Origin of the sequence: Martelella alba, from assembly GCF_006516955.1 — a bacterium.
GTDB classification, from domain to species: Bacteria; Pseudomonadota; Alphaproteobacteria; order Rhizobiales; family Rhizobiaceae; genus Martelella; species Martelella alba.
On the sequence record NZ_VHLG01000001.1, the window covers coordinates 147,882 to 171,633 of the forward strand.

Here is a 23,752-nt window from a genome sequence, read left to right on the forward strand (position 1 = left end):
TTTTTCAACCTTATCAATTATATATTGTCAAATAAACTGGTTTTCGCGATGAGACACGAGAAGAAGAGGGCGATTGTTGCATACCCGCCAAGCTCGCCTCACTCGATTTTTCCTCCATTTATTGTTGACGCGGGCGCTCTTGGAATTGACCGCTTAATTCGCGCTATAGCTGCAGCTCTTGTGATTACCAAAGGACCTATTTTCGTCATCAATAGTTGCAAGATATCAGCACGCGGGGAGAGAAACGAAGCCGAATTACGCGTGTATGGAAGAATGTTTGATCAACTTAGGGCTAGCGGTTTCCTGGAAAAATTTGAGAGCCAAGTAAAGTTCTATGAATATGAGTACATTCAAGAACTTACGGACACTTCCTCGCAGGTGACCCTTGCAAATTCGCGGACATGTACCGACATAATCACCGAAGCCAGCAAAAGTTATGGCTTTTCAACCGAGGCTGGATTGAGTTATCATGAGGATTCAATATCGCGCTCGGCCCACATAGAAGATCACACGCCTGTAGAAAGTTGGTCAGATATGGTAGAAAAAAGAGAAAAGACCGACTTTGAGAGGGGAATATACGAAGCAATTCGGCCTTATTTCGAAGAATTACAAGTTACATCCAGGGAAATCAGGAAAGATGTAAGACAAACACAAAGCAACTTTGTCAATTTGTCTAGAGATATATCACAGTTAAATCTTTCTGTCACCTTTAACAACGAACTGATTCAAGCCGTTGAAAGGGAATTCCTAAACTTCAAAACGGACGTGCATGCCGACAACGAACTTTTACGCCAAGAGATGGCGGATGACAATAAGAAGCTCCGTGAGGAGATGAGCAAGGGGAATGATGCGCTCCGCCATGAAATCCGTGAGGGTAACGAAAAAACCAATCAAATTCTTCAAGATATTGCCGAACTCCTAAGGAACCAAATGCGTCCGAGTTAGGTTGTTGCTTTAATGAAGAAAAAAATCTTACCAAACGATCTCGATCGAATGGAATACGACGAAAGAGGAAGGCTATATTGGGATGGTGAGCCTGTAGTAACGGATGCAAAATTAGCATTGAATCGGCGTGAGAAACTCTTTGCGATCGTGATAGGTGTGTGCACAGCGTTGGGCGGGATTGGATCTATGATACAGGGTATTGTTGCGATTTTGACCAAATAGCGGTCAATAGATTGCCGAATTCGAAATGACCAATATCGCCATAACATGCTCCGATACACCTTCCACGAAGGAAAGCATGCCGTCGCATGAGACGACGGGCCAGAAAGGGACAAAGGCACCACCAAATCCAGCGGGAAATCGGCGACTATCACACCAACAAGCATCACGTCGCGCTGCCAATCACTAATCTAATTGAGCGGTAATTCAAGGCACCCAACCATCGTTGAAGGCAAAGTGGCTGGTCTTTTATATGAAGGGGATGCAACGGGGCAAAGCCCCTTGCCAAGGTGGTGGGGTCAGCCCCCACACAACCTTGCCTCCGAATGAAATTCGGTCTTCAGGGCCATGTCGCGTCGGGTGCAGGCCGATAGGAGGCTCACGTCCGTGCGCTTGGCAATGCTCTCGTAATAGGTGGACGGGGCAATCGGCAGCAGTCTGCAGATCGGCTCGACCCCGAGCACCGCGCAGTGTTCGTCGATGAAGGAAATCATCGCTTCAGTGGGCGGTCGAGCTCCGACTGGGCAAAATACGCTGAGGCTTTGCGTAAAATCTCGTTCGCCTGACGCAGCTCGCGGTTCTCCCGTTCCAGAGCCTTCATCTTCTCCGAGACATCGCTCGGCAGACCCGCTCGCTTGCCGCTGTCCACCGCGGACTTCTTCACCCACTCATTCAGCGTGGGTGCAGAGCAGCCGATCTTGGCGGCAATCGAGCAGACGCCGTCCAACGGGAGGGATGTTCGGCTTCCTGCTCCGCCACCATTCGAACGGCGCGGGCGCGGACTTCAGGAGAGAATTTGTTCGTCGTCTTGCTTGTCATGGACCCTACTTCTCACGAGTTAGGGTCTCCGGCAAAGCCGGTGCGGTTCATCCCGCCATTGTCCGTCATTCCCTGATTGACCTCGGCATCCCGATCGAGCAGCAATTGGGCGACGTCGCGATGGCCTTGCTGACAGGCAAACATCAGCGCGGTCCAGCCAGTATCCGTCCTTCCCTGATTGACCTCGGCATCCTGGTCGAGCAGCAATTGGGCGACGTCGCGATGGCCTTTCGCACAGGCAAACATCAGCGCGGTCCAGTCTCTGTCCGTAGTGCCCTGATTGACCTCGGCATCCCGGTCGAGCAGCAACTGGGCAACGTCGCGATGGCCTTTCGCACAGGCCGCCATCAGCGCGGTCCAGCCACTGTCCGTAGTGCCCTGATTGACCTCGGCATCCCGATCGAGCAGCAATTGGGCGACGTCGCGATGGCCTTCCGCACAGGCCGCCATCAACGCGGTCCAGCCACTGTCCGTAGTGCCCTGATTGACCTCGGCATCGCGGTCGAGCAGCAACTGGGCGACGTCGCGATGGCCTTCCTGACAGGCAAACGTCAGCGCGGTCCAGCCACTGTCCGTAGTACCCTGATTGACCTCGGCATCCCGGTCGAGCAGCAACTGGGCAACGTCGCGATGGCCTTCCGCACAGGCCACCATCAGCGCGGTCCAGCCTCTGTCCGTAGTGCCCTGATTGACCTCGGCATCCCGGTCGAGCAGCAATTGGGCGACGTCGCGATGGCCTTCCTGACAGGCAAACATCAGCGCGGTCCAGCCTCTGTCCGTAGTGCCCTGATTGACCTCGGCATCGCGGTCGAGCAGCAATTGGGCAACGTCACAATGGCCTTCCGCACAGGCCGCCATCAGCGCGGTCCAGCCAATGTCCGTAGTGCCCTGATTGACCTCGGCATCGCGGTCGAGCAGCAACTGGGCAACGTCGCGATGGCCTTTCTGACAGGCCGCCATCAGCGCGGTCAAGCCAATGTCCGTAGTGCCCTGATTGACTTCGGCATCGCGGTCGAGCAGCAATTGGGCAACGTCGCAATGGCCTTCCGCACAGGCCGCCATCAGCGCGGTCCAGCCAATGTCCGTAGTGCCCTGATTGACCTCGGCATCGCAGTCGAGCAGCAATTGGGCAACAGAGAGGCATCCGAGAAAACTGGCCAACATTAGCCCGCTCCATCCGCCTTCGTGATCGGCCCCGAAATTCCTTAGAACTGATATCAAATCCCCATTAGAAACTTGATGATCTTTGCCCATCTTGTCATGCCGGTTACAAAATAATAGCAGCGCTTCTGCTGCTTGCGAAACAATAATGCCATTGGACGCTCGAACAATCGATTGGGGGGCAACACGGCCAAGCACGCGCGAGGATAGTGTTTCCTGGCCGATGCTCCTCAGTTGCTCCGACACATAGACGGCTGCGACCGAAATCGCTTCGCCAATTTGGTGGCCTGCCGGAAGCCTAGTTGGATCAAGTACGCTTCCCAATGCTTCCCAGGATTGACCGACATTGGGATCGTCCTGATCGTCATTGCCAAGGTTGCGCGCTGTTTGCCGAAGAAATGATAGAAGCTCCTTTGCATCACGATCGATCTGGCTTCTGTCGGCGTGATAAAGCATTTTGAAGAATGTTTGTCTAAATCTTCCCGCAAGACCAAATTCGCGCAGCCACAGAATAAAGAAGCTCTCGCCGAGAATGTCCGGTTCTAAACGCTGTAGTTCGAAACCAACAGCTTTGGACGTTAACTGTGTGCATTGCTGTTTGATGTTGCTCAAAAGGAAATCGAAATCATCTCGATCAGCAAGGTCGCCTGGCAAGCAGTCCACGAGGTCAGCGAAGGAAGAGTCCCGCAGCGCCGTTGCAACAGCGACCATGCACCCCGCCCATTTTCCGCTTTTCCGCTCAGCGTCGGTTCCTGCTTTCCAGGGTAACCGATTGTGGGTTTCCAGATAATAATGGATGAGATCATACCTCTTCCCAAACGTAAGACCGGGGTCAGTCGCCAGCGCATATCCGCGCAGTGCGGCGAATAACGGGCACCATGCGCCTTTGATTTTTTCAAGTTCGTCGATCACCGTATTGACGGTCTGCGTATCAAGCACTCGTCCGTGAAGATGCGACGCACGCTTCAATATCTCGATGAGCAGATCACGTGACTGGTCTGGAGGTTCAAGGTGCAGCGGTGACGAAAGATGAAATCGTTCCTTCTTCAGGTCAAAATCTGTGCCGCCAGTGGAAATTCCCTCGAACCGCTTGTCCTGAAGCAACAGGTCGAAGGATTTGGGGAAAACATGGTCGATCAGCAAAACCCTGACTGGATGGATCGGGCTATTGTGACCGTCTTTTTCCTCTTTCCCCCATCGAGCAAAAAAGACTGCGATGATGTCGGCAAAGTTATGAATATAGTCAACCACAATGAAAGTTGGTCGGTCGGGCTCCCAAATCCTCCAAATCTCCTGATCATTTTGATCAAATTGACGCCACTTTTCCTTGCTGTCGCGGTCCAAAAAACCAATGTTCCAATTGCTGTCACCATATGATTTCCGGAATTCACGCATCCATTCAGTGACAAGACGGGTCTTTCCAGCACCGGATGGTCCTGTAAGCGCCCAGACCTGAAAATTTCCCCTGTTGCTCAGGGCAAAGTCGGTCAGTCTCTTCTTCTCAGTCTCTCGTCCCGTTAACGGCAACGCGTCCTCGACAAGCGGGCTAAGCCAATTTGACTTGTCCGCAGCGATCGGTTGAACGTCAGGAAGCCAGAGAGGGGGCTCCTTGGAGATAGCCTTGTCATCAACCCGTCTGAAAACCTCGATTCCCCGGTCACGCAAATGCTCCTTGAAGACCAACGTATCGATTGTGTCGGCATAGCTCAGATTGTCGAGGAGACTGTGGAAACCATAGTAAATTGCAATTGCATATTCAATTCGTCCGTTGCCACGTTGTAGGTCATCAATTTTGCCATCGTGCAGCGTCTTGATGATTTTCCAATCATTGTCGTCGTCACAGCCGACAGCTTCCAACCAGTTCGTCCATCGACGCTCGGTTTCCGCCTTATTACCCGTTGATTTGAGGGGGCCATATGTACGGAGCCTTGCGGCGTCTTTGCCGATCTTGGTTTTGAATTCCGTAACATGCGGAGCGCCATCTTCGATGAACTCTGTTGGTATTAGCTTTTTAAATTGCGAATATTTCAGAATTGCCGAAATGCCCATTAGGCCGCGTCCTCGCAAAACGTCCGACGCGCATTATTCAAACAATACAGCTAAGGTTCAAGCCTAGGACAGGGGGGTGGTGAAAATGTTTCAAGGTCACGCATGTGGGCTACTCTCAACGTCGCTCCAGTGTCCTTATCTCGCGCGATGTAAGCTACATCATCCGCCGAGGGTGTCTGGAATACATCATTGAATTCTTCCATGACATGAATCCCATTGTCGGGGTTGATCCTCAATTTAGACGGGCCATTCTTGCGGTGCGGGTAGTTGAGATGATGCCAAACAAATTCGTATGGGCGGCCCTCTGCGTCAAAAAGAACGTGCGACGGGCGGCCATCTGGAGGACTGTGCAATTTGCCGCCGAGCTTGATTGTCATCCAGCGCGGAAGGTTGGTCTCCTCATCGACACCAAAATCAAGCTCATATTGCTGCTTTCGAATTCCATTGCTCACACCTTATCATACATTAGCCGGCTAAATAAATTCAAGAAAATAGTAATTTACATAAAAATATCAATATGTTAGTAGATCATCTCTGCGCGTCGCTATTTTAGGGTCTGTGACTGAAAAATCCGGCCTTTTCTCAGACTGTACGATTCCAGAACTTTCCAGAGCATTCCAGAACAGTCCCCGGAAGACCCACCGAGGCCGAGAAGCGATGCTGTTCACAGAGCTTCGGCAATGGATCGAAATGATCCGGCGTCAACGTACGACTAGGAACTCAGCGCTGTTTTCCACGTCCTAGAAGGGACTTTGGAAAATGAAACCGACTACCAGGAAATACGGACTATCGATTTGCACATGTAACCACGATGCTCCGTCGCTCAGGGTGATTAGGTCACCCCTGTTCAACTGTGAGCTTGCCATTGATATCAACGAACTGGACCTATCCGGTGACGGGATTGCCGATTGGGTTCTGACGGAAGTCTTCGAATATCGAACGGGAACGCTGTTCGGTTTCGATGGCAAGCCCTTGCCGGTCGACGAGAATGTCAACCTGACGGACGACCTCTGGGGGGCTGACCAGAAGCGCAGCATCAACCGGTACCGGGATCGCGCATCGAAGCCGTTCCGCTATCGCCTGCAAATGCGGCTGGTCTGGCCGGTCCTGCTGATCCATTTCGCCCGCGAAATCCATCGCTGCCGGACGGAAGGCTGCTGCGCACAACGCTGACACGCAGACCGATCACGCCAAATTCCGCCTCCATCCAGCCCGACGGTTCCGCCGCCGGGCTGGATACTGCCCTCAACACCGGAGACGCCGCTGGCGCCGGTGGAGATCAAGCGCTCCGGAAATTGCACTGACCGGGGCGCGTCTTTCGAAACGATCGGGGTGGATGAGGCGATGAAGCTTGTTTCTTTGAATGGCGCTCCTTTCCATGAAGGTACCAAGGCAATGCTCCAGGCAACGAAGGCGAAGGCGGTCCTGACCGTTTTCGAGGGGCCGACCGTCCCGGCGATCGTTCGGGCGAACTACATGATCATGGCCGAGGCGGCGCTGGCGCGGCACCCGGCACTCCTGAAGCGGATCGATCCGGTCGCGGTCTTCGGCAAAGGAACGATCGTGGCGCTGGCGACCGTTGGCGATCATCTTGAACTCGGCATGTATGCCCTGCGCGGCAGCGACGATGCGGGGTCCCTTCTCTTTTGCAAGGGCTCTGTTTCCTGGGAGCGGGTGAGAGGCGTTGTCCCGGCTTTGATCGCAGCGATCTTCATGGCGGATATGGCCCGATCGGGAGCCTTCGCCTCGGGTCAGGCGATTGCACGGATACTGCCGTATGACGGGGTCAATATTGGCTCCAGCCTCAACTTTGCCCGCGCCGGCTTTTACCCGGCCCGGTCCTATTCGGAACGGATCGAGCTTTCCCAAATCCACCGCGCGGTGAAGGGATCGGCGGAGGAACGTCCGGACGGGCTTTATGTCCGGGCGCTGGAAATGCGCGGCAAGGCCGGGGACATCAAGCGTCGCTCCCGGGAAAACCTCGCCGGCTGGCAGTTGCGCTTTGGTGCGGTGCGCCGATAGCTGAAAACGATATTCGGGATCAGGCCGCCGGGAATGGCGGCCTGATCCCGTTTGTCCGATTTCTGCGAAACGCCCCTCCTCCGAAGCAGCCCACAATCCGCCCAAACCCGGCCCGCTTGGTGTCCTCCGTCCCGCTATTCATCGCACATCACCTTAACCAACAAGGAGACGTGCGATGCCGAATGTCCCTCTTGCCCGCCCCGACCGGCTGACGAAGCCGGAGCGCCGGCCTTATCTGAGCGTGATCCTCACCCTTCTGCCGTTGATATCCTCGGTGATGCTGTGGGTGGCGCTCAACAATCTCGGCATGACCGGTGAAGGCGTGCCGGGCTTTATCAAGACCCTGCTCCTGCCGGTCGCCGCCTATATGGTCAGCTACGCCACCTACCGCATGGCGATCGAGAAATCCGCCACGCTGGTTTCGGTCGGTTTTAATGCGGCGGCCTTTGTCGGGCTGATTTCGATTTTGATCGTCGGCGCCGGAATGTTCATGGCCACCATGCCGGGTCTGATCATCCGGCAGGTCGAGGAACGCCGCCTGCAGGCCTATGTGAGCGAGACGGAACATTATGTCAATGTCCGCAGCGCGGCGGCGGCGCAATCGGGACGGCTGGTGCCGGTCGTAACAGCGATTGCCGCCGATCTCGCAGCCAATGCGGCCTGCGAGAAGCAGAGCTCCTGCGTGTCTCTCAGCGGCGGCGGCGGTTATGGCCCGGCGGCACGAACCCTTGATACGCTCGCGGCGCGTGCGGCTTCGGTCCGCGATGCGATTGCGGGCGGGCTTCAGCAGCGTGACAACGGTCAGGCGGCGCTGGCTGCACAGATGGCACAGATGGAAACCGTGCTGGCCGATGAAGGCACCGATATCTGGAAGCGGCGCACGGCCTTGCGCAAGCGCGATGGCGAGATCGACCCGCTGTTGAGCGGACTGGACGAGGCCGTTCCTGCATCGACGCTTGCCGCCTATGCCGGGGAATTGCGCGGCGGCGTCACTCTTCCGGGACAGCCGGTTGCGACGAAGCGGATCGAAGCCCTGCTTGCCGGCTATGCCGGCAATATCGAGGCGGTTCTCGGTGACATCGGGGCAGATTCGGTCACCCGGCCCGTCTTTCCGGCCCGCTCCGGGGCGATCCAGACCTTTGCCTATATCGGGGACTTCGCGCCGGTTGCCGTTCTGACCTTTGCCGTCGAGCTGCTCTTCCCGCTGACCTTGTGGGCCTATACGGTGATGTCGCTGATCTGGGCCCGCCATCAGGACAATCCTGAAGCGCCCGCACCGCGCGACAGCCCCTTCGAGGACCTGACCAACCTCAGGGCGATCGCGATCCCGAAACAGGACCCGCCGCGTCCGGCGGCGACGACGGCGCGGCGCAAGCCGGGGCCACGCCGGCGGCAGGCCGAAGACTGAGGACCGGGGGGGAGCGCAGGCTCCCCCTCTTCTTTTGCCCTGATCCATATCGCCCTTTCCGAACAATCCGCCCGAACCTGGCCCGCATGGTCCGCGCCGAAGGTCTAGCCATGGGATGCCGCAGCGATGCGGCGTCCCATTGTCCATGAACCGATACGGAGTTCGTCCATGCCCATCGATATCAGCACCTTGCCCATATCCGGCCGGGTTATCGTCGCCGGCCTCGTCTGGGCCGGCGTTTCGGCCTTCGCGCTCGGACCCTTGCTTGCCGAACGCACCGCAGAGAAAATCGGCTGGCAGGAGGATTGCCAGCACCAGGTCGTTGCGGCGATTGCGGCACGGCAGCCCGAACCTGAGGCTGGCCCCTCTTTCGGCTGCGATCAGGTCTTCGGGAGCCTGCCGCCCGAATACCGCCAGCTCATGGACATGTTCGGCGCGGGCATGGCCTGCGACGCGCTCGATCAGGCGAATGCCCAGAAAGAGCGGCTTCTGGAACTGCGCCGCCAGCATCTGGAAAACGTCGCCCATGAGGCCGGCTCCAAATGTTCCTGCGCCGTTACCTCTTTCGCCATGACCAAGCGATGGGACCTGGCGCTGGCGGCGGGCAGCGCTCGTCTTCTGGTTCCGGCATCCGTCTCGAACATGCACGCCTCGCTGCTGGAGGCGCTCACAAGCCCTGCCTGCGCCAACCTTGCCAAAGCGGAGGACTGAGCGATGATCTTCGGTTCTCTCTCCATTGACGGCGGCGTCATTCACACGCATCGGGACAGCTATCTGATCAAGGGTCTCAGCGTGATCTCGGTCCGCCGGCCCTTCCTGCCGACAGGGCTTTTGATTGCCGCCAGCATCGGCGGCTTCGGGCTTGCCTATGGCGATCTTCTGCATCCTGGCGAACGCATCATCATCGCCTTGATCGCGCTTGCAGCCCTTGGCGGCGGTTGGACGCTCGGACAATTGCAGCTCCTCAGCCGTGATCTGCGCGGTTCGGAATTGTCGGGCGCAATCTATGGCTCCTATGGCCACCTGAACCGCCTGCGCCGGCAGATCGTCGCGGCCAAACACGGCGACAGACCGGAGGGCGCGGCATGAGCAACCACCGCCCCGGTCTTCGCGACATTGTCGGGATCAATCTCAAGATTGTCGGCGGCCTCGGCCTTGCCGTTCTCGCCCGCTGGATGTGGGCGCATGCCTCGGTCCTCTGGTGGGGGCGCTGGCCGCTCTCGATCCTGTTCGGCCTTGGCGCACTGACCGCTTTCGCCGACGCCATCGGCGCGGTCAAGGCCCTCGTCCATCACGATCTTGAGCAGCGCTCCTTCCGCCGCAAGGGCGTCGCTCCCCGATCCGACCGTCTCGTCTCCCCGGACACCCTGCGCAAGAAAGGCCTGATCAAATGAGCTGGTCCTTCGGAAAAACAAAGGGGCTCCGGTTCGCCATGCCGGCGTCGGCGGTTCGCATGCCGGTCGATCCCGGCGGACGGCGGCTTCTCGGGCTCACCTTCGACGGCGAGCCGATCTGGGCACCCAGAGGGCATTCGTTGCTGCTGTCAGCCAATGGCGGGCACAAAACGACATCTGGCGCAATGGTCTGGCTCTATTCGGTGCTGTCTTCCGCGAACCGTCCTGCCCTTCTGGCGCTCGACAGCAAGGACGCCGAGATGGCCGCTCAGGCCGCCCCGATGATCGCCGAGATGGGCCTTCCGGTCGCCATCATCGACGATATGGGCGTGCTTGGCGACGACAATCCCTATCGGGTTTGCCTCAATCCGCTGGGCGGGGTGGTGTCGACCTATCAGCACAATCCCGAAAACCTGGTCTTTTCTTCGGAGAATGCCAACCATGCCCTGATCCCGGAACCGCCGGATGATGCGAAAAATCAATACTTCAGGGACAATCCCCGCACGCTGATCGAGTTCGCGACCTATGCCCTGCTGAAGCGCAATCCGCGCCTTGCAACGCCGGGCGGCGTCTGGGGTCTGATCGCAAATCCGGTGATGCTCCTGAAGATCGCTGCCGTCGAGGCCGATGAAGGCGATGCCATGCTGAAGGCGCTCGCCATGGACGTGATCGACATGTCCGGTCATGAGCATTGGCCGCAGCATCGCTCCGCAGCCCTGAAGGCACTCCGCATCTTTGCCGCCGGATCACGGCTCTATTCCGCCGGGCTTGAGGCCGATACCACCCATGCCGAGCTGATCCGCAAGCGGGCGGTGATCTTTCTTGTCGGTCCTCAGGCCTTCATGAACCGCCTCGGCTCGTTTTATGCGCTTCACATCATGGCCTTCAACGAGGCGCTTTATGCCGGGGCCGGTCCGCTGACAATGATCGGCGACGAGTTCACCAATGCGCCGTTGAAGTCACTGGTCGAATCCCTGACGACCTTACGCGCTTACGGCGGCGAGCTTCTGATGATCGCCCAGAGCCGCTCCGAGATCGAACGGCGGTTTGGCCGGCTCGAAACCGAGACAATCGAAGAAAATGCCATTACAAAACAATGGTTTGGGCTCAGCTCCTTTACTGAGGCCGAGCGCGTTTCGAAGGCCATGGGCGAGGAAATAACGGTCTCGTCGAGCCTCGGCTCCACCACCGGCGATCTGCGGCTGCAAACCACGTGGCAGACAGGTAAGGCGCTGGTGATGACGCCGTCCGAACTGATGGCGATGCCGTCCGACCGGCAGCTCATCCACATCAAGGGTATCGGCTTCATCCTCGCGCTGAAGATCGGGATGCAGAACATCGCCCCCTATTGCCACCGGATCGGCGCCAATCCGCTCGAGGGCGGCGTCCTGCCGGCCGATCCCATCATCACACTCAAAACGCCAACACCGGAGACGGAATAATGACCATCTTTCGCTATCTCGCATTGCTGGCATGGATCGCCGTGCCTCTCGCCGCCTGGGGTGTCTATGCCAGCAAAGGCCTGCCGCATGTCATCGTCGAATACACCTTCCTCGACAATGGCCATCCTTACGACCTGGCGGTGGAGCGGCATTATCTGACCTGCACCTTTTGGGGGCCTTACGGCACCTTCCATGTCGATGCCGAACAGGGCAAATGCGCCTGGGTCCGGTTCTTCAGGCAGAGGCGGGCGGGTAAATGAACCGAGCGAAGATAGGGCGCGTCGACCGGCTCGGGGATGCGGTGCTTGAGGGCGAACATCTGCGTCAGCTCGATACGCGCGAGCGTCTTCAGCCCTTTGAGGACAAGCGCCTGGGACACCGTGCCGCTGGCGATCAGATCGTCACAATGCGCCCGGTCCTGCAACGTCAGGCAGTAAGGTTCCACAGCCTCCCAGAAATCAACGTAGTCAAGAGGCGCCAGCCACGCCACCACATCCTGAATATCCTCGAACACGACCATAGCGACAGTTTAGCAAAAAGCGGATTCGCGACGCAAATCCGGCCAAAGAGGAGATGATCCGATGCCATCGAACATTGCAGGCGAACTTGCCGCCACCTTCGACCTCGCCATTCGCCGCCATGAGGCGAAATCGCTGACGACGGGAGAGGACTGGAAAGCCTTTGGCGAGATCGAAAACCGCTTCGAAACCGCCCGGACGGAAAGCGAGGCGCGTTATCGTGAGGAATACCGCACGCGCTTCGAGAAGGCGCGGCAGGACATCATCGACGAGAAGGCCAGTCCGGCGCACACGATCCGCACGCCCTTCGGGACCGACCGGTTCGACAAGGACATGATCGCCCGTCAGGCCCATCGAAGGGTCGAGCGGGACCACCAGGCCGAACTGGCCGCGATCGACGCCGCCGAAGGCGCGCGGATCGAGGCGCTGATGCGGGACGCCGAAGAGCGGCATGCCCTGAAGACCGTGGCGCGCGATGACTTTAACCGCAGCGCCGATCGCCGGTCCGGCCCGGATCGGCGCGGCCCCAGACGATCATACTGACATTCAACATAAGGATTGAGGAAAGGAAGCCGACCATGAGCGATATCGAACCGAATCTCCGCGAAACCATCCGCAACAGCCCTGCCGGCAAGACCTTGACGGAAAGCCAGTTCGACGAGGCCCTGATGATCACCGGCATCATCGACCGGGAAATCCACAAGAGCGGCGCCTTCCGCGAAAAGCTGACCGCTTATGCCGGGTCTTTTGCCCAGGGCCAGCCCTTCGACGCCCTGAAGGGCGAGGCGATGATCCGCGATATCTACAAGGCCCGCTATGGCGAGACGATGAACGCCGTGCGCGAAAAGCTGGTCGAACGCGAGGCGCAGGTCCATGACGCTCTTCGCCAGGACGCCCTGCCCGCAGCGCGCTCTATCCTCACCCGCATCCGGGAGGGCGAGACCATGCCCTTCTACCGTGCCCATGACGATGCGGCGATCGCGCTTGCCGCGAAATGGAGCGTTACCGAGCAGTCCGCCAAGGTGGCGATGCACGAAACCTTCCGCGAGAACGAAGGCCGCGAACTCTACGAGGCCGGCAAGGAAGCGGAGAAAACCTATCATCAGTCCGCCCGCGACGCCGGGCGCGCCGAACGGAGCGCCGTTCCGGCGGAAAAGCGCCGGCTAACCCGTCAGCGATAGGCGGATCATCCAAGCCCTTCTTTCCATAACGCATTGAATAAAAGGAATAAATTCCTTGACGAATGGACAGGATTCCCATTAGTGTTCTTCTTTTGTTCTTACCACAAAGGAGAACGTGAAACAAAACGGAGCCGAGATGATGAGCCACACGCCGCAATCCCCAGACCATCCGCACCGGCCAGCAGATGACCGGCCGGTCTGGAAACCCTGTTCGCCGTCGTCCTCGGTTTTGTCGATCTCGGCTTCAGGCTCCATCCCCTGCAGCAATGCGACACCTTCCTGAAAACGGGCTTTGACGATGCCGCCTGTGGGCAGAATGACGAATTGCGTCGGATCATCGTGGAACAGATGGTAAACTCGAAAGAGATGCCGCCCGCCGCCGCGCCGGCCCGCCGCACCTCTTCAACCCACCCAAAAAAGGAGACGATCCAAGGAGGACACCATGACTGACGAAACCACCAAGACCGGGCCCTGTCCCGAAGACGACCTTATTGCCGCGATCAGGGCGGCGAAGGACCGTTACGACAAGGCCACGGGCAAGAAGGCCGATCCGCTGCTGATCCTCGATGACGAGGAGCATGAATGATGGCCGGACCGGACGAACAGCCGGCAAAGGCCGTGATCTATTGCCGGGTCTCTTCGAAGGGGCAGGAATCGGACGGTCACGGCCTTGAAAGCCAGGAGACCCGCTGCCGCCAGCATGCGGCGGCAAAGGGCTACCAGGTTGCCGCCGTCTTTCCCGACACGATCACCGGCGGCATCGACTTCATGAAACGTCCGGGCATGAAGGCCCTGCTCAGCTTTCTCGACGCCCAGCCGGACGAGCGCTTCGTCGTCATCTTCGACGATCTCAAGCGCTTTGCCCGCGACACCCGTTTCCATCTCGATCTGCGCGATGCCTTCCGCGCCCGGAAGGCAACGATCGAATGCCTCAACTTCCGCCTCGACGAGACACCGGAAGGCGAGTTCATCGAAACCATCATTGCCGCCCAAGGGGCGCTGGAACGCAAGCAGAACGGCCGGCAGGTCGCCCAGAAGATGCGCGCCCGCATGGAAAACGGCTACTGGATTCACAATCCCCCGGTCGGCTATCAATACGTCACGATCAAGGGGCGCGGAAAAGTCCTTGTTCCGAAGGAACCGCTGGCGACCATCGTCCGCGAGGCCTTCGAGGGCTATGCCGCTGGCCGCTTCCAGTCGCAGGCCGAGGTCAAGCGCTTCTTCGAAAGCTGCCCTTCCTTTCCGCGCACCAGAGCCGGCATCGTCACCCAGCAACGCGTCACGGAAATCCTCACCCAGCCCCTCTATTCCGGCTATATCTGCAGCGACATCTACAGGCTCGACTGGCTGAAAGGCCAGCACGATGCCCTGATCTCGCTTGCGACCTTTGACAAGGTGCAGGAACGCCGTTCCGGTGTCGCCAAGCTTCCGGCGCGCAAGAATATCGGCGATGATTTTGCCCTGCGCGGCTTCGTCTGCTGCGCCGGTTGCGGCGTGCCGTTCAGAAGTTCCTGGGCTAAAGGCAATACCAAGCGCTATCCCTATTATCTCTGCCAGACGAAGGGCTGTGAAAGCTATGGCAAGTCGATTGCCCGCGACCGGCTCGAAGGCGATGTCGGCGCGATCATCAAGTCCCTTCAGCCAGGCCCGAAACTCTTCGAACTGGTCAGGGTGATGTTCCGCGATGCCTGGAACCAGCGTCTCGCGCTTGCCGACGACATGCTGAAATCCGGCAGGGAGCGCCTGCGGCAGACCGACAAGCAGATCGACACATTGCTTGCGAGGATCATCGACGCCACCAGCCCGGCCGTCATCCGCGCCTACGAAGACAAGATCGCCGGGCTCGAACGCGACAAGCTCAGACTGAGCGATCAGCTCGCCAATCTCGCCCCGCAGCCCGGCACCTTCGACAAAATGCTAGAACTCTCGCTAGGATTCCTCGCAAACCCTTGGAAAATCTGGGAAACAGGCAATGTCACGCTCAAGCGGACCGTGCTCAGACTGGCCTTCGAGGACCGGCTGAAATACCATCGAGAAAAGGGTGCTAGAACCCCCGAAAATCGCTTTACCGTTCAAAGCTTTAAGGGGGGATTATACCTTGCAATTGCAAGGTGGTGCGGTCGAGAAGACTCGAACTTCCACGGGTTGCCCCACAGCGACCTCAACGCTGCGCGTCTACCAATTCCGCCACGACCGCATCGTGGTAGGTGCCGGTTCGTCCCGGCGCCGCTGCATGTAGCAAAAGCGATGACGCCGCACAAGCGCCTGTGACACATTTTTTTCATTTATTCCGCATTGCCCTAACTGTCCGCCACGCGATGTCTGCTCAAGGGGCTGGCGAAGCTTGCCGCAAAGCCCCAAATCTGCGAAGAAATGCGCAAAAAAGGACCGTTTCATGCAAAGACAGGATATTCAAATCGCCATGCGGGCCGAAGACGGTTCTGCTCCCGTGCGCTGGTGGATAACCGACAACCCGGTCTCCTATCCCTATGCTCTGGCCGTGATGGAGCGGGAAGTGGAAAGAATCGCTCATGGAGAAGCTGATGAACTGGTCTGGCTGGTCGAGCATCCGCCGCTCTACACCGCCGGGACGAGTGCCAATTCCGGCGATCTTCTGATGCCGGGTCGGTTTCCGGTCTACGAGACGGGGCGCGGCGGCGAATACACCTATCATGGCCCGGGCCAGCGCGTTGCCTATCTTATGCTCGACCTGAAACGCCGGCGCAGGGACGTCCGTGCCTTCGTATCGGCGATTGAGGAGGTCATTATCCGATCGCTAGACAGCATGAATGTGCGCGGTGAGCGACGCGAGGACCGTGTCGGTGTCTGGGTGCGCCGGCCGGAAAAGCCGCTGCTCGCCGACGGTCAGGTCGCAGAAGACAAGATTGCCGCGATCGGCATCCGGCTGCGGCACTGGGTGAGCTTCCACGGGCTTTCAATCAATGTCGAGCCTGAGCTGGAGCATTTCAGCGGCATCGTCCCCTGTGGCATTGCCGGCTATGGTGTCACCAGCCTTGTTGATCTCGGTCTGCCGGTTACCATGGGCGATGTTGATGTTGCGCTCAGGGCCGCCTTTGAAGAGGTCTTCGGGCCAACGGCGCGATGTCCTGGCGCGGACCCGGCCGAACCTTGATCGGGTCACGTGAAGTGTTGTCTGTCTACCGTCGCATTCTTCCTGTAGTCTTTTAGCAAGGCCTTGAAAGCGGGAGGAGACCGATATGGACGGGCAATTCATCTGGTACGAATTACTGACTTCTGATGTCGCGGCTGCGGGTGATTTTTACAGCAGGGTGACTGGCTGGCAGCGCCGCGATAGTGGCGTCGCTGGCACGGACTATGCGCTTTTTGCCGTTGAGGGCTTCGAAATGGCTGTCGGTGGGTTGATGGCGCTGACGCCGGAAATGATCGGGCGCAAGGTGCCGCCAAATTGGAGCGGCTACGTCGATGTTGCGGATGTGGACGGCAAGGCCGCTGAATTTGAAAAGGCAGGCGGTCAAATCCTCGTTTCGCCACAGGATATTCCGAAAACCGGTCGATTCGCCGTACTTGCAGATCCCTTCGGCGCCGTGATCAATCTTTTCTGTCCTGCCCCGATGGATGGCCCGATGCCGGAAGGACCGAAACCGCCCTCACCCGGCACCTTCGCCTGGCACGAGCTCTACACGAGCAATCCCGATGCGGCGATGGCCTTTTATGCCGATATGTTCGGCTGGCAGGCCGATGAACCCTTCGATATGGGGGAGATGGGCCAATATCTGCTGTTTTCGGCGGGCGGAAGGCAGATCGGCGGCATGATGCGCAAACTGCCGGATATGCCGATGTCTTTCTGGAACTATTACGCTGTAGTCGATGCGATCGATGCCGCTGCTGCCCGCGTTCGGGACAATGGCGGCCGGATCATCAATGGTCCACATCAAGTGCCGGGTGGAAGTTTCATTCTGCAATGTATTGACCCGCAGGGCGCGATGTTTTCGCTCACGGCATCAAAGCGATAGGCTGCGCTTCAGGATAACGCGATCGTGTCGATTTCTCGGCCTGGATTGTCGTTGCGGGGCTTGCTGCGCGCTTCATCTCCGTGGCAGATGTGTCAGCGAGGAAATACTTATGCATATTGAAGGAGAGAACGCTCATGGACGTGCGCGCAGCAGTTGCCGTTGAAGCCGGCAAACCCCTTGAAGTCATGACTGTTCAGCTGGAAGGCCCGCGGGCCGGAGAAGTGCTGATCGAGGTCAAGGCCACCGGCATCTGCCACACGGATGATTTCACGCTTTCGGGCGCTGATCCTGAAGGGATTTTTCCTGCGATTCTCGGTCATGAAGGCGCAGGCGTGGTGGTTGATGTCGGCCCCGGCGTCACCTCGGTGAAGAAGGGAGATCATGTTATCCCTCTCTACACGCCGGAATGCCGGGAATGCCCGTCCTGCCTTTCGCGCAAGACCAATCTGTGTACCGCGATCCGCTCGACCCAGGGTCAGGGCCTGATGCCCGATGGCACGTCGCGATTCTCGCTCGATGGCAAGCCGCTGTTTCACTATATGGGCTGTTCGACCTTTGCGAACTACACGGTTTTGCCGGAGATCGCGGTCGCAAAGATCAACCCCGACGCACCGTTCGACAAGGTCTGCTATATCGGCTGCGGCGTTACCACCGGTGTTGGCGCCGTCATCAATACGGCCAAGGTGGAAATCGGCGCAACGGCGATCGTTTTCGGTCTCGGCGGCATTGGCCTGAACGTCATTCAGGGCCTTAGGCTCGCCGGGGCTGACATGATCATTGGCGTAGACCTCAACAACGAAAAAAAGGCCTGGGGCGAACGTTTCGGCATGACGCATTTCGTCAATCCAAAGGAAATCGGCAAGGATCTGGTGCCCTATCTGATCGATTTGACCAAGCGTGGCGCCGACACGATCGGCGGAGCTGACTACACCTTCGATTGCACCGGCAACACCACGGTAATGCGTCAGGCGCTCGAATCATCCCATCGTGGCTGGGGCAAGTCGGTCGTGATCGGTGTCGCTGGCGCCGGCCAGGAAATCTCCACCCGCCCCTTCCAGCTGGTGACTGGCCGCAGCTGGATGGGGACGGCTTTCGGCGGAGCACGCGGACGCACCGATGTGCCGAAAATCGTCGACTGGTATATGGACGGCAAGATCGAGATCGATCCGATGATTACCCATCTTCTGAAGCTTGAGGATATCAACAAGGGCTTCGACATGATGCATAGTGGTGAAAGCATCCGTTCGGTCGTCGTTTACTGAGGACCGGGACGAATAGAAGCATGACCACGATCTATGTCGATGCCGATGCCTGTCCGGTGAAGGCGGAAATAATGCGGGTTGCCGAACGCAACGGGCTGCCGGTCATTCTGGTCGCTAATTCCGGGCTTCGGCCATCGCGTGATCCGATGGTTCGCAATGTCATCGTCGGCGCTTCTTTTGACGCCGCCGATGACTGGATCGCCGAACGGGCCGCTCCGGGCGATATCGTCGTGACGGCCGATGTGCCGCTGGCGGAGCGCTGTGTTCATGCCGGCGCACTGGTAACAGGACCGACGGGCCGCATTTTTGACGCGGCCAATATCGGCATGGCCCGCGCGATGCGTGATCTCGGCCAGCACCTGCGTGAAACGGGTGAGAGCAAGGGCTATAATGCAGCCTTCTCGGCGCGTGACCGGTCGCAATTTCTTCAGACGCTTCACCGCCTTTGCGGTCAGGCAAAAAGCCTGCCCAAGGGCACGGCGTGATGCATAAGGAGTTTTCATGAAAATCCTGTCCGAAAGTACCGCCTTTGGCGGCATGCAGGGTGTTTTTGCCCATGATTCGGAAGTCTGTGGCTGTGAGATGACTTTTGCGGCCTTTATTCCACCGCAGGCAATCACAGGGCCGCGGCCGGTTCTGTGGTATCTGTCCGGCCTCACCTGCACGCATGCCAATGTGATGGAAAAGGGTGAATATCGCCGCCTTGCCGCCGAATATGGCTTGATCGTCATCTGCCCGGATACCAGTCCGCGTGGTACGGATGTTCCCGATGAGCTGACCAATTGGCAGATGGGCAAGGGAGCTGGGTTCTATCTCGACGCCACCGAAAAACCCTGGTCCGAAAACTACAGGATGTACAGCTACCTCACCGAGGAACTGCCGGCGCTTATCGCCTCAAGTTTCCGTGCCGATATGGAAAGGCAGGGCATATTCGGCCACTCAATGGGCGGTCATGGTGCAATGACGATGGCGCTGAAAAACCCTGATCGCTTCAAGAGCTGCTCTGCCTTTGCGCCGATCGTGTCGCCTTCAACGTCGGACTGGTCGATCCCGGCGCTGACGAAATATCTTGGTCCAGATCAGGCCGCATGGCGCAGCTATGACGCCTGCGCGCTGGTTGAAGATGGCGCCCGCTTCCCTGAATTTCTGATTGATCAGGGCAAGGCTGACGGTTTCCTGGAAAACGGGCTGAAGCCCTGGATGTTCGAAGAGGCGGTCAAGGACACAGATATTGCTCTGACGCTGCGCCTGCATGAACGCTACGATCACTCCTATTATTTCATCTCCACTTTCATGGATGACCATCTCCGCTGGCATGCGGATCGTTTGCTCTGACGATTTGCATGGCACGAAACAAAAGGCGACGCGGAAAACGGGTCGCCCAGACTTTTGCCAAAGTCATTCAGATTGCCTGTTTGGGGTGGCGCTGCCCCTCCGTCGTCATCCCCGTGCTCGTCACGGGGATCCAGGCTCTTCAGAGCGTTGGATAAACGTATCTTTCGCCTCGCAGTCGCGCGCCAGCTAGGTGGCTGTGAAACGCACAGGCATGACGTCAAAAAAGGGGTGAGATTTGTCAGCGATCTGGGCGACCCGGAATTGCGTCGCCTTTCTTCGAAATTCGGGTTCTCGCGAAACTCTGTCAGCTCTGCATGGTCTTCAGCACCGTATAGGCCGTCACCATATCGATATAGCGCAGCTCCCGACGCTGATCGGCTTCTGCGTCATGGCCCCAGTGCTCAATCGTCCAGTCTTCTTCCAGATGGGCTAGTTCCCAGGCCTGCTCAAGGCTGATTTCCTCACGCGCCACGGCCAGCGCCAAGATTGCCGAGCCCGTCAATGTCGTCATGACATGCATTGAAGCCAGTGTGAAAGGCTCTGCATGCTGCTGAAGAGCGTTCCTGAAAGAATCAATACTTTCTGCAGGTTGTTGTACAAACATAACGCTGTTTGCGAGCTTGAATCGTGCAGAGAATGAGCGCGCCATCCAGTTCAGCAGCGGATCCCAGCGATCTTTTTGACGCTGAACCAGCTCGGTCGGGCTCGATACGCGATAAAACAACAGATCGTTGCCGCAATAGGATACGATTTCGTCGAAAACAGCTTCGGCATTGTCGGAAATGCCGTCGAGTGTTGTATTTGCCAGTCGGGTCAGCGGCATCGTTGCCGGATCAATGACGTCAGCCTGGTCCTTCCATTCACGGCAGATGAGATCTGCCAGCACGGCATTGGGCAGCTGCAAGGCGTGTCCGGCCGGTGTCTTGACGCCGCGCCCATCCAGTTCGATGGCGAAACCGCCACTGCCAGTCGCGACAAAACTGGCTTCATTGTAGAAGCGCCGCGGCAATTCGGATCGCATCAATTCCTGAGAACGCCTGACCGGATCAATCGCCGCCAGTTCCCTCTCGAAATTGTCAGTGTTCAAATGGTCTCGCATGATCTTCTCCGATCAGCTGCACTAGAATGTCATTCGGTGATGTCAGAATCCGCTCGGCGCCGGCTGACATCAATGCATCGGTTTGGCCATAACCCCAGCTCACACCCAGCGCCCGAGCCCCGGCTGATCTCGCCATCTGCATATCAAAAACAGCGTCGCCGATGACTGTCGTGTCAGCAGGATCAATTCCGGCTTCCGAGCAGCATTCCAGCACCATGGCCGGATGCGGCTTTGAGGGACAGTCGTCAGCCGTGCGCGTTACTGGAAATCGGCTGAACCAATTATGAACATCAAGCATATGATTGAGGCCGCGCCGTGATTTTCCCGTGACGGCGCCGATCAAAATTTCATCTTCTTCAAATAATCTTTCCAGGACATCCGCGATGCCTTCGAACAGACTTTCCTGCATCGACGGATCAGCCCTGACCTCAGAAAATAGCGAACGGTAATGCGCCATCATGGCGCGGGCCTCTTCATCAATCGCAGGCTTGTCCAGCAGGCCCGCAATGGCCACATCCAGCGTCAGGCCGACCGTTGCGCGGGTGGCCTCGACAGCCGGGGCCGCGTAACCGAAGTCGAGGAAGGTTCGCCTCATCGTCTCCTGAATGATGACAAGGCTGTCAACCAGCGTTCCATCGCAGTCAAAAAGAACCAGTTTCATTCCTGTCCTGTCGCAGCAGGGGTAAATTCTCCTGCTTATCAACCATTTCTTTCATATCACAACACAAGAGAACGGTGAATAAAATTTACTAGATATAGTTGAGGATGTCTTCGGGGGAGCCGACGGTCATATCCGCACCTGCCGATTTGAGGGCATCAACCGTGCCATATCCCCAGGCGACGCCGATCGCGTCTGCACCGGCGGCCTTGGCCATCTGCATATCAAAAACCGCATCGCCGATGACGAGGGTCTGTGCCGGGTTGAAATCGAGCTCGGCGCAGCATTCCAGAACCATGGCCGGATCGGGTTTTGAGGGGCAATCATCGGCGGTCCGAGACACACGAAAATGGGCCGAGAAGCCGTGCAAGCTCAGAATATGATTGAGGCCCCGCCGGGAATTGCCCGTCACCGCACCGATGATGACATCATCGCGTCGCGCCAGCGCATCGACAAGCTCGGAAATGCCGGGAAAAAGCTGCTCGGTCATGGCCGGATCGGCATGGATTTCGGCAAACAGCGATTTGAAATGCAGGCGCATCGCCATCGCTTCTTCGTCCACCGTTTCGCGACCAAGCAGGCGGGCAAAGCTGATATCGAGCGAGAGGCCGACGATCGACTTGACGTCTTCAAGGCTCGGAGCGGGATAGTTGAAGGCAATGAATGTGCGGCGAAAGGTTTCGTGGATCCGCCTGACACTGTCGACAAGCGTTCCGTCACAATCAAATAATACGAGCTTCATTCTAGTCCTTATCAAGGTCTTCCCGGTTGGCATCGAAACCGAGCAGGTTCCAGCTCTGTATCATATGCGGCGGCAGAGGTGCGGTGATGCGCAGCCGCCCGCCATCGGGGTGGGGAATATCGATATGACGTGCATGCAGATGGAGGCGTTTCTGCATGCCGCCGGGGAAATCCCAGTTGGGATCATCGTCGAAATATTTCGGGTCGCCAATGATGGGGTGACCGATGTGGAGCGCATGAACGCGCAGCTGGTGCGTGCGTCCGGTATAAGGCTCCATCTCGAGCCAGGCCAGGCGGTTTGCCGCCGTCTCGACCACCCGGTAATAGGAGACGGCATGGTCGGCGCCATCATCGCCATGTTTGGCGATGCGCATGCGGTCGCCGTCCGGTGTCTGCTCCTTGGCGAGCCAGGTGGAGATCTTGTCCTCGCTCTTGCGCGGCACGCCCTTCACCAGCGACCAGTAGGTTTTCTTGGTGGTCCGTTCGCGGAAGGCTTCGGTCAACTTCTGGGCAGCACCTCTGGTGCGCGCAATCACCAGAACACCGGAGGTGTCCCGGTCAAGGCGATGCACAAGGCGCGGCTTCTCGCCCTTTCTGCTGGTCCAGGCTTCCAGCATCTTGTCGATGTGGCGAACAACACCCGAGCCACCCTGGACTGCAAGTCCGGCGGGCTTGTTGAGCACGAACAGCCGGTCATCTTCATGCAGCAGCATGCGGGCCAGAAGTTCAGCATCAGGTGAGTGTTTCAGCGCCTTTGAGGCAATCGGGCCGCTGGCCTTCTGGTCGACACCCATCATCGGCGGCACACGCACCATCTGCCCCGGCTGAATACGGGTGTCGGTCTTGACCCGGCCGCCATCGATGCGGACCTGACCGGATCGGAGCAGTTTTTGCAGCGCACCAAAACCAAGGCCGGGATAGTGGATCTTGAACCAGCGATCGAGGCGCATTCCTGCCTCGTCATGGTCAACCTTGATATGTTCGATACCCGCCATCCGAATTGTCGTCCTTATGAAACACGGCCTGCCCGGGCGCCGTTCACGAGGCAGCCCGAGTCATGAATGAATGCTCTAACGCATATTGGCAATCATTGAAACGGGCAGTCAGAAGGCGGCACGTCCGATCATCAGGCCGCCAAAGGCTGCGACAAGACCAAGCCCCACGCTGGCGGCAACGTAAAGCGCGGCCGTAGCATAGTCGCCGCGTTCAACCATGGTCATCGTATCCAGCGAAAAGGATGAAAAGGTGGTAAAGCCGCCGAGCACACCGGTGACGAGGAAGACGCGCATATCCGCCGACTGGTTGAGCAGCCGCGCGACAACCTCGACCAGCAGGCCGATCATCAGCGAGCCGACAATGTTGACGATAAAGGTTCCCCAGGGAAAGTTGGGTCCGGCCAGCCGAATGGCGGCGATACCGACGAAGTAACGTCCAGCCGCACCAATCCCCCCGCCAAGCGCTGCAAGAATGGCATGCGTAAATGTCTGAGACAAATCTGTTTCCT

General features: G+C 58.0%; 25 protein-coding genes, 1 tRNA gene, 2 pseudogenes and 1 other annotated feature. Of the genes and pseudogenes, 19 read left to right on the forward strand and 9 right to left on the reverse strand.

The features are described from left to right. The first annotated feature begins 48 nt into the window (after positions 1-48). Entirely contained in the window at positions 49-945 is an 897-nt protein-coding gene (locus tag FJU08_RS00660; protein WP_141147049.1) for a hypothetical protein, read from the forward strand. A 551-nt stretch (positions 946-1,496) separates the two neighbouring features. On the opposite strand, the pseudogene FJU08_RS00665 reads toward FJU08_RS00660, so the two are convergent. The 3 genes and pseudogenes from FJU08_RS00665 to FJU08_RS00675 all read right to left on the reverse strand — a co-directional run. After that, positions 1,497-1,983: pseudogene (locus tag FJU08_RS00665) on the reverse strand (transposase); the annotation flags it as partial. After that, positions 1,584-1,700, reverse strand: a sequence feature (AL1L pseudoknot). It overlaps the preceding pseudogene by 117 nt. A gap of 12 nt (positions 1,984-1,995) precedes the next feature. Next, the gene (locus FJU08_RS00670) at positions 1,996-5,193 is read right to left on the reverse strand and encodes an ankyrin repeat domain-containing protein (RefSeq protein WP_141147050.1); all 3,198 of its coding nucleotides are present in this window, start codon (positions 5,191-5,193) and stop codon (positions 1,996-1,998) included. A gap of 50 nt (positions 5,194-5,243) precedes the next feature. Continuing rightward, positions 5,244-5,645 carry a hypothetical protein gene (locus FJU08_RS00675; RefSeq protein WP_141147051.1) on the reverse strand — a complete coding sequence of 134 codons (402 nt, stop codon included), beginning with the start codon at positions 5,643-5,645 and terminating at the stop codon, positions 5,244-5,246. Positions 5,646-5,952: 307 nt separating this feature from the next. On the opposite strand from FJU08_RS00675, the gene FJU08_RS00680 reads away from it, so the two are divergent. From FJU08_RS00680 to FJU08_RS23285, 13 genes and pseudogenes are all read left to right on the forward strand, one after another. Continuing rightward, a complete protein-coding gene (locus FJU08_RS00680; RefSeq protein ID WP_141147052.1) occupies positions 5,953-6,366 on the forward strand; it encodes a hypothetical protein in 414 nt (137 codons plus the stop codon). Between the two features lie 171 nt (positions 6,367-6,537). Further along, positions 6,538-7,215, forward strand: a complete 678-nt coding sequence (locus FJU08_RS00685) for a hypothetical protein (protein WP_141147053.1) — start codon at positions 6,538-6,540, stop codon at positions 7,213-7,215. 175 nt (positions 7,216-7,390) lie between these two features. After that, the gene (locus FJU08_RS00690; protein ID WP_141147054.1) at positions 7,391-8,623 is read left to right on the forward strand and encodes a hypothetical protein; all 1,233 of its coding nucleotides are present in this window, start codon (positions 7,391-7,393) and stop codon (positions 8,621-8,623) included. A gap of 168 nt (positions 8,624-8,791) precedes the next feature. After that, positions 8,792-9,334 (forward strand): hypothetical protein, encoded by a 543-nt coding sequence (locus tag FJU08_RS00695; RefSeq protein WP_141147055.1) that lies wholly within the window; start codon positions 8,792-8,794, stop codon positions 9,332-9,334. 3 nt (positions 9,335-9,337) lie between these two features. Next, the gene (locus tag FJU08_RS00700; protein ID WP_141147056.1) at positions 9,338-9,712 is read left to right on the forward strand and encodes a hypothetical protein; all 375 of its coding nucleotides are present in this window, start codon (positions 9,338-9,340) and stop codon (positions 9,710-9,712) included. Next, positions 9,709-10,017, forward strand: coding sequence for a hypothetical protein (locus tag FJU08_RS00705; protein ID WP_141147057.1), 309 nt, complete (start codon positions 9,709-9,711; stop codon positions 10,015-10,017). Before FJU08_RS00700 ends, FJU08_RS00705 begins: the two co-directional genes overlap by 4 nt. Before the next feature lie 59 nt (positions 10,018-10,076). Further along, on the forward strand, positions 10,077-11,459 hold the full coding sequence (locus tag FJU08_RS00710; protein WP_141147577.1) for a type IV secretory system conjugative DNA transfer family protein: 1,383 nt from the start codon (positions 10,077-10,079) through the stop codon (positions 11,457-11,459). Next, positions 11,459-11,719 (forward strand): hypothetical protein, encoded by a 261-nt coding sequence (locus FJU08_RS00715; RefSeq protein ID WP_141147058.1) that lies wholly within the window; start codon positions 11,459-11,461, stop codon positions 11,717-11,719. The genes FJU08_RS00710 and FJU08_RS00715 overlap by 1 nt, the downstream gene beginning before the upstream one ends. After that, positions 11,716-12,036 carry a hypothetical protein gene (locus tag FJU08_RS00720; protein WP_141147059.1) on the forward strand — a complete coding sequence of 107 codons (321 nt, stop codon included), beginning with the start codon at positions 11,716-11,718 and terminating at the stop codon, positions 12,034-12,036. The genes FJU08_RS00715 and FJU08_RS00720 overlap by 4 nt, the downstream gene beginning before the upstream one ends. Before the next feature lie 4 nt (positions 12,037-12,040). Beyond that, positions 12,041-12,520, forward strand: a complete 480-nt coding sequence (locus tag FJU08_RS00725) for a hypothetical protein (RefSeq protein ID WP_141147060.1) — start codon at positions 12,041-12,043, stop codon at positions 12,518-12,520. A 35-nt stretch (positions 12,521-12,555) separates the two neighbouring features. Then, positions 12,556-13,158, forward strand: coding sequence for a hypothetical protein (locus FJU08_RS00730; protein WP_141147061.1), 603 nt, complete (start codon positions 12,556-12,558; stop codon positions 13,156-13,158). Positions 13,159-13,600: 442 nt separating this feature from the next. Next, entirely contained in the window at positions 13,601-13,744 is a 144-nt protein-coding gene (locus tag FJU08_RS22650) for a hypothetical protein (RefSeq protein WP_181409700.1), read from the forward strand. Further along, a pseudogene (locus tag FJU08_RS23285) lies at positions 13,744-14,763 on the forward strand (recombinase family protein); the annotation flags it as partial. The gene FJU08_RS22650 and the pseudogene FJU08_RS23285, both read left to right, overlap by 1 nt. A gap of 507 nt (positions 14,764-15,270) precedes the next feature. Here FJU08_RS23285 and FJU08_RS00740 read toward each other — a convergent pair. Then, a tRNA-Leu gene (locus FJU08_RS00740) sits at positions 15,271-15,355 on the reverse strand. A 198-nt stretch (positions 15,356-15,553) separates the two neighbouring features. Here FJU08_RS00740 and lipB point away from each other — a divergent pair. From lipB to fghA, 5 genes are all read left to right on the forward strand, one after another. Beyond that, a complete protein-coding gene (gene lipB, locus FJU08_RS00745; RefSeq protein ID WP_141147062.1) occupies positions 15,554-16,291 on the forward strand; it encodes a lipoyl(octanoyl) transferase LipB in 738 nt (245 codons plus the stop codon). An 85-nt stretch (positions 16,292-16,376) separates the two neighbouring features. Beyond that, positions 16,377-17,153: a VOC family protein gene (locus FJU08_RS00750; protein WP_141147063.1), complete on the forward strand. Its 777-nt coding sequence runs from the start codon at positions 16,377-16,379 to the stop codon at positions 17,151-17,153. Positions 17,154-17,287: 134 nt separating this feature from the next. Beyond that, a complete protein-coding gene (locus FJU08_RS00755) occupies positions 17,288-18,415 on the forward strand; it encodes an S-(hydroxymethyl)glutathione dehydrogenase/class III alcohol dehydrogenase (protein WP_141147064.1) in 1,128 nt (375 codons plus the stop codon). 20 nt (positions 18,416-18,435) lie between these two features. Continuing rightward, positions 18,436-18,900 (forward strand): YaiI/YqxD family protein, encoded by a 465-nt coding sequence (locus tag FJU08_RS00760; RefSeq protein WP_141147065.1) that lies wholly within the window; start codon positions 18,436-18,438, stop codon positions 18,898-18,900. A 16-nt stretch (positions 18,901-18,916) separates the two neighbouring features. Next, on the forward strand, positions 18,917-19,750 hold the full coding sequence (fghA, locus tag FJU08_RS00765; protein WP_141147066.1) for an S-formylglutathione hydrolase: 834 nt from the start codon (positions 18,917-18,919) through the stop codon (positions 19,748-19,750). Positions 19,751-20,054: 304 nt separating this feature from the next. Here the strand turns inward: fghA and FJU08_RS00770 are convergent, their stop codons facing one another. The 5 genes from FJU08_RS00770 to crcB all read right to left on the reverse strand — a co-directional run bounded on the left by FJU08_RS00770 (position 20,055) and on the right by crcB (position 23,741). After that, positions 20,055-20,849 (reverse strand): ATP12 family chaperone protein, encoded by a 795-nt coding sequence (locus tag FJU08_RS00770; protein WP_141147067.1) that lies wholly within the window; start codon positions 20,847-20,849, stop codon positions 20,055-20,057. Next, the gene (locus tag FJU08_RS00775) at positions 20,827-21,510 is read right to left on the reverse strand and encodes an HAD-IA family hydrolase (protein WP_141147068.1); all 684 of its coding nucleotides are present in this window, start codon (positions 21,508-21,510) and stop codon (positions 20,827-20,829) included. Before FJU08_RS00775 ends, FJU08_RS00770 begins: the two co-directional genes overlap by 23 nt. Before the next feature lie 88 nt (positions 21,511-21,598). Further along, on the reverse strand, positions 21,599-22,249 hold the full coding sequence (locus FJU08_RS00780) for an HAD-IA family hydrolase (RefSeq protein ID WP_141147069.1): 651 nt from the start codon (positions 22,247-22,249) through the stop codon (positions 21,599-21,601). A gap of 1 nt (position 22,250) precedes the next feature. Continuing rightward, the gene (locus FJU08_RS00785) at positions 22,251-23,243 is read right to left on the reverse strand and encodes an RluA family pseudouridine synthase (protein WP_141147070.1); all 993 of its coding nucleotides are present in this window, start codon (positions 23,241-23,243) and stop codon (positions 22,251-22,253) included. A 108-nt stretch (positions 23,244-23,351) separates the two neighbouring features. Further along, positions 23,352-23,741 carry a fluoride efflux transporter CrcB gene (crcB, locus tag FJU08_RS00790; RefSeq protein ID WP_235890531.1) on the reverse strand — a complete coding sequence of 130 codons (390 nt, stop codon included), beginning with the start codon at positions 23,739-23,741 and terminating at the stop codon, positions 23,352-23,354. Between the last annotated feature and the right edge of the window lie 11 nt (positions 23,742-23,752).